This window comes from Streptomyces viridochromogenes DSM 40736 (assembly GCF_000158955.1).
Lineage (GTDB): Bacteria > Actinomycetota > Actinomycetes > Streptomycetales > Streptomycetaceae > Streptomyces > Streptomyces venetus.
The window spans coordinates 691,941-706,513 of sequence record NZ_GG657757.1 but is presented as its reverse complement, the minus strand read 5'-3'; the positions used below and the strand labels follow the sequence as shown (position 1 = coordinate 706,513).

Here is a 14,573-nt window from a genome sequence, read left to right as displayed (position 1 = left end):
ACCTCCGTCGGCGAGTCGGACCAGCTGGAGCCGCGGGTCGCGCCCGGGGCGCGCCCCTGGGCCCGGCGGTTCCGACGCCTTGTTCCGGCCGCCGCAGCCGCGCTCTCCGGCCTGCTCCTGTATGTCAGCTTCCCGCCGCGCACCCTGTGGTGGCTGGCCCTGCCGGCCTTCGCCGTCTTCGGCTGGGTGCTGCGCGGCCGGAGCTGGAAGGCGGGGCTCGGCCTCGGCTACCTCTTCGGGCTCGGCTTCCTGCTGCCGTTGCTGGTGTGGACCGGAGTGGAGGTCGGCCCCGGGCCCTGGCTCGCCCTGGTGGCCATCGAGGCGGTCTTCGTCGCCCTGGTCGGCGCCGGTCTCACGGTCGTGTCCAAGCTGCCCGGCTCCCCGGTGTGGGCGGCCGCCGTGTGGGTCGCCGGCGAGGCGGCACGCGCGCGCGTGCCGTTCGAGGGCTTCCCCTGGGGGAAGATCGCGTTCGGGCAGGCGGACGGAGTGTTCCTGCCGCTCGCCGCGGTGGGCGGCACTCCGGTGCTCGGCTTCGCGGTCGTCCTGTGCGGCTTCGGCCTCTACGAGGTCGTGCGTCTCGGTCTGCGGAGGCGGGCCACCGGGGTCGTGCGGCCCGCCGCGGCAGCCGTCGCCGTGTTGAGCATGGGCGTCCCATTTCTGGGGGCGCTCGCCGCCCGGCCGCTGGTGAGCGCCCAGGCCGAGGACGGCAGCGTGACCGTCGCGGCGATCCAGGGCAACGTGCCCCGCGCGGGTCTCGACTTCAACTCCCAGCGGCGCGCCGTACTCGACCACCACGCCCGCGAGACCGAACGCCTCGCCGCGAAGGTCAAAGCGGGCAAGGTCGCACGGCCCGACTTCGTGCTGTGGCCGGAGAACTCCTCCGACATCGACCCCTTCGCCAACCCCGACGCCCGCGCCGTGATCGACGCGGCGGCCAAGGCGATAGGCGTACCCATCTCCGTCGGCGGTGTCGTCGAGCGGGACGGCAAGCTGTACAACGAGCAGATCCTCTGGGACCCGGCGAAGGGCCCCGTCGACACGTACGACAAGCGCCAGATCCAGCCGTTCGGCGAGTACCTGCCGCTGCGCTCGCTCATCGGTGCGATCAACGAGAACTGGACGGCGATGGTCCGCCAGGACTTCAGCCGGGGCACCGAGCCGGGTGTGTTCACCATGGACGGCGCCAAGGTCGGCCTCGTCACCTGCTACGAGGCCGCCTTCGACTGGACCGTGCGCTCCGAGGTGACCGACGGCGCCCAGATGATCTCCGTACCGAGCAACAACGCCACCTTCGACCGCAGCGAGATGACCTACCAGCAGCTCGCCATGTCCCGCGTCCGCGCCGTCGAGCACAGCCGGACCGTGACGGTGCCGGTGACCAGCGGTGTCAGCGCGATCATCATGCCGGACGGCAGGATCACCCAGAAGACCGGCATGTTCGTGGCCGACTCGCTGGTGCAGAAGGTCCCGCTGCGCTCTTCGCAGACCCCGGCCACGCACCTGGGCGTGCTGCCGGAGATCGCGCTCGTGCTGGTCGCGGCCGGCGGGCTCGGCTGGGCCGTCGCCGCCGGCCCGCGCCGGCGACGCGCCGGTGACGTGTAGCCGTACGCCGGGAGCACACTGCCCCAAACCCACCGGACCGCCGCGACCTGCCGATTAGGGTCGTCGCCATGGCTACTCCTGACTTCATCCGCACCCTGCGCGCCTCGGCCGGTCATCAGCTGCTCTGGCTCCCCGGAGTCACCGCCCTCGTCTTCGACGACGAGGGCAGAGTGCTGCTCAACCGCCGCTCCGACACGCGCAAGTGGTCCGTGATCGGAGGCATCCCGGACCCGGGTGAGCAGCCCGCGGCCTGCGCCGTGCGGGAGGTCTACGAGGAGACGGCCGTGCACTGCGTCGCCGAACGGATCGTCCTCGTCCAGTCACTCGACCCCGTCACCTACGACAACGGCGACACCTGCCAGTACATGGACATCACCATCCGCTGCCGGGCCGTCGGTGGCGAGGCACGGGTCAACGACGACGAGTCGCTGGACGTGGGCTGGTTCGACATCGACGCCCTGCCCGAGCTGGACGAGGGCGGACTGCTGCGTATCAAACAGGCGCTGTCCGACGCCCCCACATGGTTCGCCCCCACTACCTCCAGCTGAACTATGGGGTAAGACCACATGGGGCAGTGCGGGGGCGCTGCCTAGGGTCGAGACATGACCGCGCCCCGTGTCCTTCCGGCTCCCCACGCCTCTGCTCTCGACCTCGGCGGCCGCACCGCGCTCGTCACCGGCGCCGCCGGCGGCATCGGCCGCGCCTGCGCGCTGCGGCTCGCGGCGGCCGGGGCGAAGGTGAGAGCCGTCGACCGGGACGCCGCGGGTCTGGACGCGCTCGCCGAACAGGGCCGCGACCTGGCGGGCACCGTCGAGCCGCACGTCCTCGACCTCACCGACCTGGACGCCGCCGAACACGCCGCCGCGGGCACCGACGTCCTCGTCAACAACGCCGGACTCCAGATGGTGCGGCCCATCGAGGAGTTCCCGGCCGATGTCTTCCACACGGTGCTCACCGTGATGCTGGAGGCGCCGTTCCGGCTCATCCGCGGTGCCCTGCCCCACATGTACGGGCAGGGATGGGGCCGCATCGTGAACGTGTCGTCCGTCCACGGGCTGCGCGCCTCGGCCTACAAGTCGGCCTATGTGGCCGCCAAACACGGTCTGGAGGGACTGTCCAAGACCGCCGCCCTGGAGGGCGCACCCCACGGTGTCACCTCGAACTGTGTCAACCCGGCCTATGTGCGCACCCCACTGGTGGAGCAGCAGCTCGCCGACCAGGCGCGGGCGCACGGCATCTCCGAGGAGCGTGTCCTGACGGAGGTGCTGCTCAAGGACAGCGCCGTCAAACGGCTCATCGAACCGGACGAGGTCGCCGAGGCCGTGGCCTATCTGTGCGGCCCGCAGGCGTCCTTCGTGACCGGCACTTCGCTCGTGCTCGACGGCGGCTGGACCGCCCACTGAGCGGCGGCACCCACGGCCGGAAGGTTTTCCACAGGGCTGACGCGACGGCCCGGCGATGGTGAATCCTGAGAGCATGTCCAGCGATCATGTGCAGTCAGCCGAGCGCCGGGCCGACGCCGCGGAAGCGCCGCCGGCCGGCGCCGAGACGCCCTACCTCGAGCTCCTGGCCCGCGGCGCGTCCGCCGAGGCCTACGAGCAGCCGGTGCTGCTCGCGCGTGCCGAAGGACGCCCCGCGGAGTGGATCGCCGCGCTCCAGCAGGCCAAGCCGCTCGCCCTGCGCGTGCGCTCCGAGCTGGAGGGACGGCGTCGGCGCGAGGCCGAGCTGTCCGCACTGTTCGAGACCGCCCACGACCTCGCGGGGCTGCGTGACCTGGACGCCGTGCTCCAGGCGATCGTGCAGCGCGCCCGGTCGCTGCTGGGCACGGACGTCGCCTACCTCAGCCTGAACGACCCGGCCCGGGGCGACACCTACATGCGGGTCACCGAGGGCTCGGTCGCGGCCCGGTTCCAGCAGCTGCGGCTGGGCATGGGGGAGGGCCTCGGCGGTCTGGTCGCCCAGACCGCACGCCCCTACGTCACCGACGACTACTTCAAGGACGCCCGCTTCCAGCACACCCTCACCATCGACGCGGGCGTGCGGGACGAGGGGCTCGTCGCGATCCTCGGCGTGCCGCTGACGCTCGGGCACCACGTCATCGGCGTGCTGTTCGCCGCGGACCGGCGCGCCCGGGTCTTCGAGCGGGAGCAGATCGCCCTGCTCGGCTCCTTCGCGGCCCTCGCGGCGGCGGCCATCGACACCGCCAACCTGCTCGCCGAGACCCGGTCGGCCCTCGCCGGCCTGGAGCGGGCCAACGAGATCATCCAGGATCGCAGCGGCGTCATCGAGCGCGCCTCCGACGTGCACGACCGGCTCGCCGAGCTTGTGCTGCGGGGCGGCGGGGTCCACGACGTGGCCGCCGCGGTCTCCGAGGTCCTCGACGGCACGGTCGAGTTCGCCGAGGCCGCCGCGGCACCGGCCGAGGCCCTGGAGATCTCCCGCGCGGAGGGGCACGCGGTGCGGCACCAGGACGACTGGATCGCCGCCGTCGCCGCCGGTGGCGAACTGCTCGGGGCGCTCGTGCTGCGCGGCCACCCGGGGCTCGACCCCGTCGACCAGCGCACCCTGGAGCGTGCCGCCATGGTCACGTCCCTGCTGCTCCTGGCCCGCCGGTCCGCCGCCGAGGCCGAGCAGCGCGTGCGCGGCGAACTGCTGGACGACCTGCTCGACGCCCGGGACCGTGATCCGCGCCTGCTGCGCGAGCGCGCGAGCCGCCTGCACGCCGACCTCGACGCCGTCCACGTGGTGCTGACCGCGCGGCTGGAGGGCGACGCCGCCGACGCCGACCAGGAGGCGGACGCCCGCAGACGACTGGCGGCCGCCGCGTCCCACCTCGCCGCCACCCGGCGCGGCCTGGCCGCCGCGCGGGACGGCGGTACGGTCCTGCTGCTGCCGCTCGGCCCCCGCGACACCGCAACCGACCTGGCCCGCCGCGCCGCCCGGCACCTGGGCACCGCGGTCCACGCCCCGGTCACCGTCGGCGCCTCCGCACCCACCGAGGACCTCGCCGCCCACCCCGACACCGTGGCCACGGCCTACGGGGAGGCCCGGCGCTGCCTCGACGCCCTGCGGCTTCTCGGCCGCACCGGGGACGGGGCGGCCGCTGAGGACTTCGGCTTCCTGGGCCTGCTCCTGGCCGGGGACCGGGACATCCCGGGCTTCGTCGACCGCACCATCGGCGAGGTCGTCGCGTACGACGCCCGGCGCGGCACCGAACTGCTGCGCACCCTCGACGCGTACTTCGCCTGCGGTATGAGCCCTGCCCGCACCAAGGACGAACTGCACGTCCATGTGAACACCGTCGCCCAGCGCCTGGAGCGTGTCGGCCGCCTCCTCGGCGACGACTGGCAGTGTCCGGCCCGCGCCCTGGAGATACAACTCGCCCTGCGACTGCACCGGTTGTCGGTACCGGCACAGCACTGACCCCCGAACGCCTCTCGGACGCACGGGGGTCGGTGCGGGGCCGTCTCAGACGGTGCGGGCGTCTGCCGGGGCCGTCGTGCGGTCCGCGTCGTCGGCGGGGTCGACGTCGGCCAGGTCCCGGTGGCGGGTCTCCTTGGCCGCTGCCACCGCGACGACCGTGAGCACCGCGGCGCCGATGACGTACAGGGCGATCGGCGTGGAGCTGCCGTAGTCGGACAGCAGCGCGGTGGCGATCAGCGGCGCGGGCGCGCCGGCCGCGACCGAGGCGAACTGGGCGCCGATCGAGGCACCGGAGTACCGCATCCGGGTGGCGAACATCTCCGAGAAGAACGCGGCCTGGGGCGCGTACATCGCGCCGTGCAGCACCAGCCCGACCGTGACGGCGAGCAGCAGACTGCCGAAGCCGCCGGTGTCGATCAGCGAGAAGAACGGGAACATCCACAGCCCCACCCCGACTGCACCCATCAGATAGACAGGCCGACGCCCGATCCGGTCGGAGAGCGCGCCCCAGGCCGGGATGACCGCGAAGTGCACGGCCGAGGCGATCAGCACCGCGTTGAGCGCCGTCTGCTTGGAGAGGCCGGCCGAGGTGGTGGCGTAGACGAGGATGAACGCGGTGATGACGTAGTAGCTGATGTTCTCCGCCATGCGCGCCCCCATCGCGATCAGGACGTCACGCCAGTGGTGCCGCAGCACGGCGACGAGCGGCAGCTTCTCCGCGTCCCGGGACCGGTCCGCCTTGCGGGCCTCGGCCTGCGCCAACGCCTGCTTGAAGACGGGCGATTCATCGACAGACAGACGAATCCACAAACCGACGATCACCAGCACCCCGGAGAGCAGGAACGGGATCCGCCAGCCCCAGCTGCCGAACGCGGCGTCCGACAGCAGCGCCGTCAGCAGGGACAGCACACCGGTCGCCAGCAACTGCCCCGCCGGCGCGCCGGTCTGCGGCCACGAGGCCCAGAACCCGCGCCGTCGCGCGTCCCCGTGCTCCGACACCAGCAGCACGGCACCGCCCCACTCACCGCCGAGCGCGAACCCCTGGACCAGCCGGAGCACGGTGAGCAGGACCGGCGCGGCCGTGCCGATGCTCGCGTGCGTCGGCAGCAGCCCGATCGCGAAGGTCGCCCCGCCCATCATCAACAGGCTCAGCACCAGCAGTTTCTTGCGCCCGAGCCGGTCACCGTAGTGCCCGAAGACCAGCGCCCCCAGTGGCCGGGCGGCGAATCCGACCGCGTAGGTCAGGAACGACAGCAGCGTGCCGACGAGCGGGTCGGAGTCCGGGAAGAACAGCTTGTTGAACACGAGCGCGGCGGCGGAGCCGTAGAGAAAGAAGTCGTACCACTCGATGGTGGTGCCGATGAGGCTGGCGGCGACGATGCGCTTGAGGCTGGCGGGGGGTGGGGGAGCGGTCGCGGGGGAGGTCATCGGCACCACTTCCAGGCGGTTGGCGGGGACGGTTGTGTGTCGCCATACCGTAGGAAGCCGCAGGTCAGTGGCGTATGTGGTGGGACACCATAGTTCTGGGGGTGGGAGTGCGTGGGGGCACCATGACGGTGCGGGCGGAGGGGCTCACATAGGCCTGCGAGAGCACTGTCCGAGGTGCGTTGCTCGCGAGCGCTGCGGCGCGGCTTGCGACGATCCGTCGCAGGAAGGCACTCTCCGGTGCGAAATACTGGCCCGATGAGTTCACGCACTTCCCCGGTCAGCGAGCCGATCACGATACGGAGGGCCGTCGCGCGAGATGCCAAACGGCTCACGCGACTCGTGCGTGGTTCGGGCGCCTACCAGGGTAAGTACGCATCCGCGGTCGCGGGCTACCGGGTCGGTCCTGATTACATCGAGGCCCACCGCGCCTTCGTGGCCGTGGGCGCCGACGAGCATGGCGGCCGGGTCCTCGGGTTCTACTCGCTCGTCCTCGCGCCACCGGAGCTCGACCTGCTGTTCGTCGCCGACGAAGCGCAAGGACGGGGTATCGGACGACGGCTCGTCGCGCACATGCGGTCCGAGGCGCGTGCCGCCGGGATCGACCGTGTCAAGGTCGTGTCGCATCTTCCCGCCGAGGACTTCTACCATCGCGTCGGCGCAGTGCGGACCGGGACCGCGTTTGCGAACCCGCCCGCCGTGCCGTGGGACCGTCCCGAATTCGAGTTCCGTATTCCTTCGGAGGAAAGGTCTGAACCAATATCGGGAATCAGGCCGCGATGAGCTCCTGTTCGCGGTCCGGCATCTTGACCTTGGGCTTCCTGTTCGGCAGCGAGAGCCGGACGACCTTGCGCCATGCGGAGAACACCTGCTTGGGCAGCGGCCCGGTGACGTACTCCAGCTCGTACTTCTCGAACAACGCGCGCACCTTCACCGCGACCTCGGCGTACCGGTTGCTCGGCAGGTCCGGGAACAGGTGGTGCTCGATCTGGTGCGACAGGTTGCCGGTCATGAAGTGCATGGCCTTGCTGCCGCTGATGTTCGCCGAGCCCATCATCTGGCGCAGGTACCACTGGCCGCGCGTCTCGCCCTTGATCGAACGGCGCTCGAAGACCTGTACGCCCTCGGGGAAGTGTCCGCACATGATCACCGAGTGGGACCAGATGTTCCGGACCAGGTTCGCGGTGAACGTGGCGGCGAGCGTGGGGAGGAACGACGGGCCCGACAGCAGCGGGTGGACCACGTAGTCCTTGAGCACCTGCTTGCGGATCTTGCGACCCACGGCCTTGGCCCGCGCGCGGAACTCCGGGTTCTTACGGCGGCGCTTGTTCAGGTTCTTGCCGAGCTCCAGGTCGTATGCCGCGATGCCGTACTCGAAGAAGCAGGCGTTGATGAAGTTCCACAGCGGCTGGCCGAGGTGGAAGGGGTGCCACTTCTGGTCCTCGTCGACGCGCATGATGCCGTAGCCGAGGTCGTTGTCCTTGCCGATCACGTTGGTGTACGTGTGGTGCAGCTCGTTGTGCGAGTGCTTCCACTGGTCGGCCGGCGAGACGTGATCCCATTCCCAGGTGGTGGAGTGGATCTTCGGGTCCCGCATCCAGTCCCACTGACCGTGCAGGATGTTGTGGCCGATCTCCATGTTGTCCATGATCTTCGCCACGGACAGGCCGGCGGTGCCGATCAACCACGCGGGCGGGAAGAACGAGAACAGCAGCACGCCCCTGCTGACCAGCTCGAGCTTGCGCTGCGCCGAGATGACCTTACGGATGTAGGCGGCGTCCTTCTCGCCACGGCCGGCGATCACCTCGTCGCGGATCGCGTCCAGCTCGCGGCCGAGCTCCTCGATCTGCTCAGCGGTCAGGTGGGCGGTGGGGTCGATTGCGGTCAAGATGATCCTACCGTTCGATGTCGCAGGGGCCCGCCGCGGCGGACACGCAGGTCTGGATGAGGACGCCCGGCTCGGCCTCGGTGATCTCGCCGGTGCGCAGGTCGCGGACGGCGCCCGCCTTGAGCGGCGTGATGCAGCCGAAGCAGATGCCCATGCGGCACCCGGAGGGCATGAGCACGCCGGCCTCCTCGCCGACGTCGAGCAACGGCGTGGCGCCGTCCGCGTCGACACTCTTGCCGGTGGCGCTGAACGTGACCTCGCCGCCGTCGCCGGCGACGACGATGCTGGGGCGGAAGCGTTCGGTGTGCAGGCGCTCTTGTACGCCGTGCTCGCTCCAGTGCTCTTCGGCGGCGTCGAGCAGGCCAGCGGGCCCGCACGCCCAGGTCTCGCGCTCGGCCCAGTCGGGCACGAGTTCCTCGAGACGGGCGATGTCGAGCATGCCGTCCGTGTCGGTGTGCACCTCGGTGAGCTGAAGCTTCTTGTCCGCGACCAGGGCCCGCAGCTCGTCGCGGAAGATCACGTCCTGCGGCTGTGGCGCGCAGTGGACCATGACGACGTCGTCGAACTCGGTGTCGCGCAGCATGCCCATCACGGGCGTGATGCCGCTGCCGGCCGTCAGGAAGAGCACCTTGGCGGGTTTGGCCTGCGGCAGCACGAAGTCACCGGTCGCCTGGTCGAGCTGGATCAGGGTGCCCGGTTTCGCCCTGCGGACCAGGTGATTGCTGACCTTGCCGTCCGGGATCGCCTTCACGGTGATCGTGACGCGGCCGTCCTGGCGGTTCGCCGGTGAGGTGAGCGAGTAGGCACGCCACAGGCGCACCCCGTCGACGTCGACCCCGATCCGCACGTACTGACCGGCCGTGTGGCCGCGCCAGCCCCGTCCCGGCCTGATCACGACGGTCGCGGCGTCAGCCGTCTCGGGGTGCACGGCCTCGATCCGCCCACGCAGGTCAGCGCCCGCACGCAGCGGGCTGACCAGGTCGAGGTAGTCCGACGGCAGCAGCGGCGTCGTGACCATCTCCAGCAGTTTCCACGCCCTGCTGCGGAGGGCTGCACTCGTCATGACTTCAGCTTGCTGTGCCGCAGGGCGTAAAGTCCTGACCGTAGGATGTGAATCTGGCCGACTGAATTGTTCGCAGGGAACAAAAACGTGAGCCATGCAATCCGGAGGGCCAGCGAACTGGCCCTGGATGAGACGACGGTCACCGCACTTCGGGCCGCGCTGAAGAGCACCGCCGACGAGGTGGTCCAGGCGATCATCGACGAGGTCCCTCCCTACGCCAACGCCCTTTCGGGCCACATGGGCGCCACCATCCGCCGAGCCGTCCGCACCGCCCTGGGACACTACCTGGACCTCGCGAGCGGGAACGCCTCAGGCGGCGACGCCGGTGACGCTGCCTACGAGCTGGGCCGCGGCGAGGTGCGCGACGGCCGTTCGATGGACGCCCTGCTCAGCGCCTACCGTGTCGGCGCCCGCGTGGCCTGGCGATGCCTGGCAGCGGGTGCCGTACCCGCAGGTCTGCCCGCTGCCGAGGTCGCCAAGTTCGCCGAGCTGACCTTCGCCTACATCGACGAGCTCTCCGCCGCGAGCGCCGCGGGCCACGCCGACGAACTGGCCGCCCGGGGCAGGGCCCACGAGCTCCACCTGGAACACCTGGCCCGCGACCTCCTCGCCGGCGCGAGCCCGGACGTGCTGCTGGCCTCCGCTCAACGGGCCGGGTGGCAGCCTCCGGTTTCACTGACCGCGGTCCTGCTGCCCGCCGCCCAGGCCCGGCCTGCCTACCGCACGCTCGACCCGAGCACCCTCGTCCTGGACGATCTGCCGGACGCCACCGGTGTGCTGCTCGTCCCCGATGCCGACCGATCACATCTCCTGCGGCAGCTCACCGGCCGCACCGCTGTGGCCGGCCCGGCCCGGCCATGGACGCGTGCGTGCGCCTCGTACGCACGAGCCGTCCGCGCGCGCTTGCTCTCCTCCGACATCCGCGACACCGAGGACCACCTGCCCGAGCTGGTGCTGAGCGCCGACGCGGACGCGTACGCAGACCTGCGTGCCCGAGCCCTCGCACCGTTGCGGACCTTGCCTGTCGCGACCGCGCGGCGGCTGGAGGAGACGTTGCGGGAGTGGCTGCTGCACCAGGGCAGGCGGGACGAGGTGGCGGCGGCGTTGTTCGTCCACCCCCAGACGGTCCGGTACCGGATGTCGCAGCTGCGGGAGCTGTTTCCGGATCTCGCATCGCCACACCGGGTCCTTGAACTCACGCTGGCGGTCGGTCTTCGGACCCCCTGACGCGTACGTCGACCGTCCACGACCGCGTCCGCGAGCGGGTCCAGGAATCGTGCCGCGACTCCCCGGCGCCCACTGAGCGGTGTCTCCCCACGCCGGAGACTTCGCACCGGAGTCTGAATTCGGTGCGCATGTACGCCCTGCGGTGCCCCGGTAGCTCCAGGGACTGTCCGCGGGAGCTTCGGCCTGTGAGAAGCCGGGGCGACGGAGGCGTCAACCGGCCATCATGACGAGCATGGCGCACATCGTGCCGCCCATGCCGATGTGGGCCGTCAGGGCTGCGCCCGGTGACGTACCCGGCGGGCGACGGCGGCTGCCTGCTGCCGCGTGTGCCCGGCGCTTGTTCCCTCCTGGCCGGGCCTTGTCCCATACGGAAAGGGCGAGGGAGGCGACGAACACCACGATTGCGTCGGGCAGGGCGAGCAGTCGCCGTGCCCAGCGGCCCCTTCCTGCGCCGCGGCCCGCACCCGACTGCCGATCGGTGCCGCGCAGTCGTGCCCAGACGGACGCGACGATCGAGAGCAGGAAGTACACGGCCAGAGCGAACAGAACGGCCCGCCACACAGGAGCGGAGCCTCCCGCCGCAGCGCTGTGGGCGGCGCCGGTCGTCATGTCGTGCGAGGTCATCCCAGAGGAGTGCTCCATGCCCTCTGTCCCGGCGTGGCCCATCATCTCGGAGGCGTCGGACGTCCCGGCGGACCCATAGCCATGTCCGTGGCTCATGCCGGCCATCGAGTGCCCGCCCAGAGCCAGAGCCGGCGCGGAGTCGGTGCCCGGCATGGCCAGCGTCATGATCACCATCGCGGCACTGCCGATGACGTGGTGCACCCAGCGGCGACCGTGTTGCCAGCCGTGCAACCGAGCGTGGCGCACGGACAGGGCCACACCGCCGAGGCCGACGGCGGTGAAGGCCGTGACCCACCACAGGCCGTGGTCTCCGAAGCTGGCTGCAGTCGTGGGAAGGAACATCGCGGCCATGCCACCGGCCATGACGATGTCGCCGCCGGCCGCGAACCGGGCCTCTCCGCTGTCCGCCGCGGCGAGCCGGGCCGCGCTCACGACAGTCACGAGTACGGAGACGGCCGCCAGCGTCCACGTAAGAGCCGGACTTCCCATTGCTGCCCTCCGCATCGACCGGCCGTCGCGTGCGCGGTGGTCAGCGGGCGCGTCGACGTGGGTCGTCCTCTGGCTGTCATCTGTGGATGCCCTCAGTACGTAGGGGAGCCAAGAGGTGTTCAGCGAGCGGGAGTTTCCTCCCTGAGGGCGTCAGTGCGGTCAAGGGCGCACGCCGGCCAGGGTGACCGTGACCAGGCGGCGCACGGCGGCCTCGGACGGCAGGGTTCGTGCTGCTGCCAGGGCGCTCAGCGAAGACGTCCTCACCGGCCCCGAGCACGTCGTAGCCGCGCTGCGGATTACGCGCCCCGCTGGGCTTCCTCGGGTGGCGTCCCGATACCAAGGGGCTCGCCGCGGGCTGGTGTTGGCCGGGCCGCGGCGAGGGCCGGGGGTCAGGATCCGGTGAGGGAGATGGCCAGGTCCGTGATGTTCAGCGGGAACTGGCCGATGGAGGTGGCCTGGCCGGTGAAGATGTTGATGCCGTACAGCGAGGGGGTGTTGGCGCCGTAGGGGGTGAGGGAGGCGAACGCGGCGTTGTCGACCGTCTTCCCGCCGGACAGGGTGCTGTAGATGTCCATGCCGGCGTTGATTCCGGCGTCGATGCCGAGGCTGCCGGTCGGGGCGAGTGTGCCGTTGTTCGCCGGGGACTGGAGGACGACCTGGTCCGTGGTCGTGTTGATGTCGACGAGCGTGGTCGCGGTGGCCGCGTTGAGGTCGTTGTTCGTATAGGCGGCGGCCGAGACACCCTTGGTCGTGCCCTCGATCGGCGGGGTGGTGAGGTTCAGATCCTGGATGGTGCTGTGGTCGTTGAGGTTGTGCCGCAGGTTCTGGCCGTTGTCACTGATCACGCGCAGGCGGTCGGCCGCGGGGTTGAAGTCGACGCCGAAGTTCGCGCCGTGCAGCGCGTACTGGAGTTGGGACACCTTGGTGACCACCACGTCCGTGGTGGTCGGCGGGGTCTTGATCGTGTAGATGCCGCCCTTGTTGCCGACGCCGTACATGAGGCCGTCCTGCACCCGGAAGTCGATCCCGATCAGGCCTGTGTCGCCGCTGAGGCCGGTGACGGTCCTGACCCAGTCGAGGACCTGCGGCCGGTCGGTCATGAACGTGGCCATCAGGGTGCCATCACCACTGATCCCGAAGGCGCGCAGGCTGGGCGTGGCGGCGGGAGCGGCCGAGCCGGTGCCGGGTGCGCCGAGCATGAGCGTCGTCGAGGTGACCATGACCGCGACCGCCGCCATGATTCTCTTTCTCGTGTCTGCTGCCATCGGAGTTTCCCTCCCGTTGGGGTGAGCGCCATTCGCGGCGCCTGGCCGTGAATTCCGTTTGCTACTGCCGGTATTGATCACCGTGGTCATGCCGAAGGCGGTTCTCATTAAGGCCGCTTCACAGTTCCTCCACAAGCAGAAGGGGTGACTGGAACACCCCGATCCGGGAATTTTGCGCACTGTGATAAAGGCACTGTCGATACACCTGACGCCGTTTTGTGCGGAGTGATGAAGGCCGTCCGGATCTCCCCTGTCGGCCTGCTTGTCCTGAATGGCATGCTCGCGTTCATGGGGAGCCTCTTCGCCGAGCTGGCCCGGCAGGCGTCGACCAACGCCCGTCGTGAGGTCGAGACGTACACGCGTGAGATCCCGGAGTTCGGGTTCCTGGACAAGGACTCCCGGGCGCGGGCCGAGACGCTGGAACACTCGATGTGGTTCCGGCGTCGTACCGTCGAACTCTCGCCGGACAACAGTGAGTTGACCGGAGGCGATCTCGGCTACATCGCGTCGATGGGGGAGCTGCGGGCAGGTGCGGGGATGTCGCTCGGCGCGCGGCAGCGGGTGCTGCGCGTGCACACCGCCCTCATGCTGCGTGAGATCAACGAGGCGACCGAGGCCCAGCGCGGCGGCGGTGTCGACGAACTCATGCGCATGATGACCTGGTTCGCCCCCCAGGGCGAACGAGGCATCGCTTCCTACCGCCAGGGATTCGTACGCGTACTGCGCCGCCGAATGCCGTACACCGAGCAGGTCGCCCTGCTGGCCCGGTCATTGCTGAACGGAGATCCGATTTCAGCGGAACTCGCCGCAGCCGTCGGCATGGAACTCCCGGACCGCTACGCGGTGACGGTCTTTCGTATTCCGGACCGGCCCACCATCGATCGTTTCCTGGAAAACGAGATCGGGGCGCTCGTGAAGAGCCACCGTGCGCCGATCATGTGGGGGCCGGAGTGCGGCGACGGGAGCGGTGAGCTGATCACCCTGCTTCCGCTGTTCTCCGGCCCCGAGGCGGCGGGAAGCGCACCGCCGCACGCTGTTCCCGACCTCTCACCCGACCTCACCCCCGACCACCTGCCGGACCTCGTACGGGACTTCGCCCAGGCCCTCGGCCGTCCCTGCGCCGTCGGCACGTCCGTCGCACCGCTGCCGGAGCTGGCCGACGCTCTGGACCGTGCCCGCCGGATCAGCCGGGCAGCCCCGCCGCGTCGGGCATCCGTCCGGCTGCGGCCGCACACCCTGGCCGATGTCTTCGTCGAGCTCGCCGTCGGGGACGTGCCACTCGTCGACGACTGGCTTCGCTCCCTGGCTCGCCGCCTGGAGACCGGCCCTGACCTCCTCACCACCCTCGACGCGTACTACCGCCACGACATGCACCGCGGTGCCACGGCGACCTCGCTCAACGTCCACACCCGCACCTTGGACTACCGCCTGCGCCGGGTCCGTGAGCTCACGGGTATCGACCCTGGATCGACACGAGGCGTGCGCACCTTCAGTGCCGTGGTCACCCGGCGCCTGTCGGGGGCATGGCGCTGAAACGCTTCGGGCGCCGGACCGGTGACAGTCCCTG

General features: G+C 70.5%; 12 protein-coding genes. 7 read left to right on the top strand and 5 right to left on the bottom strand.

What is annotated here, in order from left to right:
- The 4 genes from lnt to SSQG_RS03180 form a co-directional block, all read left to right on the top strand.
- Positions 1 to 1,602: apolipoprotein N-acyltransferase (gene lnt, locus SSQG_RS03195; protein WP_244299031.1), on the top strand; the 1,602-nt coding region annotated here is incomplete at its 5' end.
- Positions 1,603 to 1,670: 68 nt separating this feature from the next.
- The gene (locus SSQG_RS03190; protein WP_003988251.1) at positions 1,671 to 2,150 is read left to right on the top strand and encodes an NUDIX hydrolase; all 480 of its coding nucleotides are present in this window, start codon (positions 1,671 to 1,673) and stop codon (positions 2,148 to 2,150) included.
- A gap of 54 nt (positions 2,151 to 2,204) precedes the next feature.
- The gene (locus SSQG_RS03185) at positions 2,205 to 3,005 is read left to right on the top strand and encodes a 3-hydroxybutyrate dehydrogenase (RefSeq protein ID WP_003988250.1); all 801 of its coding nucleotides are present in this window, start codon (positions 2,205 to 2,207) and stop codon (positions 3,003 to 3,005) included.
- Between the two features lie 73 nt (positions 3,006 to 3,078).
- The gene (locus SSQG_RS03180) at positions 3,079 to 5,025 is read left to right on the top strand and encodes a helix-turn-helix domain-containing protein (protein WP_003988249.1); all 1,947 of its coding nucleotides are present in this window, start codon (positions 3,079 to 3,081) and stop codon (positions 5,023 to 5,025) included.
- Between the two features lie 45 nt (positions 5,026 to 5,070).
- Here the strand turns inward: SSQG_RS03180 and SSQG_RS03175 are convergent, their stop codons facing one another.
- Positions 5,071 to 6,453 (bottom strand): MFS transporter, encoded by a 1,383-nt coding sequence (locus tag SSQG_RS03175; protein WP_039931850.1) that lies wholly within the window; start codon positions 6,451 to 6,453, stop codon positions 5,071 to 5,073.
- Between the two features lie 255 nt (positions 6,454 to 6,708).
- Between SSQG_RS03175 and SSQG_RS03170 the strand changes: the two genes are divergently transcribed.
- Complete coding sequence (locus tag SSQG_RS03170) at positions 6,709 to 7,233, top strand: GNAT family N-acetyltransferase (protein ID WP_003988247.1); 525 nt, start codon at positions 6,709 to 6,711, stop codon at positions 7,231 to 7,233.
- On the opposite strand, the gene SSQG_RS03165 is transcribed toward SSQG_RS03170, so the two are convergent.
- On the bottom strand, positions 7,220 to 8,338 hold the full coding sequence (locus SSQG_RS03165; protein WP_003988246.1) for a fatty acid desaturase family protein: 1,119 nt from the start codon (positions 8,336 to 8,338) through the stop codon (positions 7,220 to 7,222). The two genes, SSQG_RS03170 and SSQG_RS03165, sit on opposite strands and share 14 nt — an antisense overlap.
- Before the next feature lie 7 nt (positions 8,339 to 8,345).
- Positions 8,346 to 9,401 (bottom strand): ferredoxin reductase, encoded by a 1,056-nt coding sequence (locus tag SSQG_RS03160; RefSeq protein ID WP_003988245.1) that lies wholly within the window; start codon positions 9,399 to 9,401, stop codon positions 8,346 to 8,348.
- Between the two features lie 87 nt (positions 9,402 to 9,488).
- On the opposite strand from SSQG_RS03160, the gene SSQG_RS03155 reads away from it, so the two are divergent.
- Complete coding sequence (locus SSQG_RS03155) at positions 9,489 to 10,628, top strand: PucR family transcriptional regulator (protein ID WP_003988244.1); 1,140 nt, start codon at positions 9,489 to 9,491, stop codon at positions 10,626 to 10,628.
- 210 nt (positions 10,629 to 10,838) lie between these two features.
- On the opposite strand, the gene SSQG_RS03150 is transcribed toward SSQG_RS03155, so the two are convergent.
- Positions 10,839 to 11,741, bottom strand: coding sequence for a DUF5134 domain-containing protein (locus SSQG_RS03150; protein ID WP_244299029.1), 903 nt, complete (start codon positions 11,739 to 11,741; stop codon positions 10,839 to 10,841).
- A 389-nt stretch (positions 11,742 to 12,130) separates the two neighbouring features.
- On the bottom strand, positions 12,131 to 12,961 hold the full coding sequence (locus tag SSQG_RS03145; protein ID WP_003988241.1) for a DUF4394 domain-containing protein: 831 nt from the start codon (positions 12,959 to 12,961) through the stop codon (positions 12,131 to 12,133).
- A 333-nt stretch (positions 12,962 to 13,294) separates the two neighbouring features.
- Here SSQG_RS03145 and SSQG_RS03140 point away from each other — a divergent pair, with 333 nt between their 5' ends.
- Positions 13,295 to 14,539: a PucR family transcriptional regulator gene (locus SSQG_RS03140; RefSeq protein ID WP_078507008.1), complete on the top strand. Its 1,245-nt coding sequence runs from the start codon at positions 13,295 to 13,297 to the stop codon at positions 14,537 to 14,539.
- The last annotated feature ends 34 nt before the right edge of the window (positions 14,540 to 14,573 follow it).